Annotated in this window: 2 protein-coding genes; both read left to right on the plus strand. The window is 68.1% G+C overall.

The window, feature by feature from the left end:
- Positions 1-286, plus strand: a 286-nt coding sequence (locus EOD07_RS35800; protein ID WP_127238470.1) for an SDR family oxidoreductase, incomplete at its 5' end; no start/stop codon positions are given.
- On the plus strand, positions 280-949 hold a 670-nt coding region (locus EOD07_RS35805), incomplete at its 3' end, for an SDR family oxidoreductase (protein WP_164772919.1). The genes EOD07_RS35800 and EOD07_RS35805, both read left to right, overlap by 7 nt.

Raw genomic sequence — 949 nt, forward strand, 5'->3', positions numbered from 1 at the left:
GACGAAAACCTGGGCCAGGGAGCTCGGCCCGAAAGGCATTCGCGTCAACGCCGTTTGCCCTGGCTGGGTGCGGACCGAGGCTTCCATGCGCTCGCTCGGCCGCATGGCCGAGCATGACGGCCGCGGCGAGGCCGAGCTGCTCGACGCAATTGTCGATGGGCAGGCGCTGCCCGGTCTCATGGTGCCGGACGACGTCGCCGGCACCTACCTCTTCCTGGCCTCGGACCTTGCCGCCAACATCACCGGACAATCGCTCGGCGTCGACAGGGGAGAAGTGCCTTGGTAGCTGCACTGCACGGAAAGCGTGCGCTGGTCACCGGCGCTGCCAGCGGGATCGGCCGGGCGACGGCGCTGGCGCTGCGGGAGGCCGGCGCCACGGTGATCGGGCTCGATCTGGCCGCCTCTGAGCAGGACCTGACGATCCTTGCCTGCGACCTGTCGCGGGAGGCCGATATCATTGCCGCGGTCACCGAAGGCGCGCGCCGGCTCGGCGGCTATGACATACTGGTCAACAATGCCGGCATCCTTCAGGAAGCGCCGCTCGACCGTATTTCGGCTGAACACGTGGACCGCATGTTCGCGGTCAACGTCCGCGGTGCCATCCTGATGACGCGGGAAATGCTGCCTCACCTCGCCGATGGTGGCCGCATCATCAACATCGCCTCGGAACTCGCCTATCTCGGCCGCGCCAAGGCTTCGGTCTATTGCGCCACCAAGGCCGCTTTGCTCGGCCTCACCCGTTCCTGGGCGCGGGAACTCGCGCCGCGCATCCTGGTCAACGCCGTCGCGCCGGGACCGACCGACACCCCGCTGCTGGGCTTCGACGCCCTCAGCGAGAACCAGCAGGCTCAGGAGACGATGCATCCGCTGCGCCGGATCGGCAGGCCCGAGGAAATCGCGTCAGCCGTCGTCTTCCTCGCTGGTCCCGGCGCGACGTTCTTCACCGGAC

This window comes from Mesorhizobium sp. M2C.T.Ca.TU.002.02.1.1 (assembly GCF_003997225.1).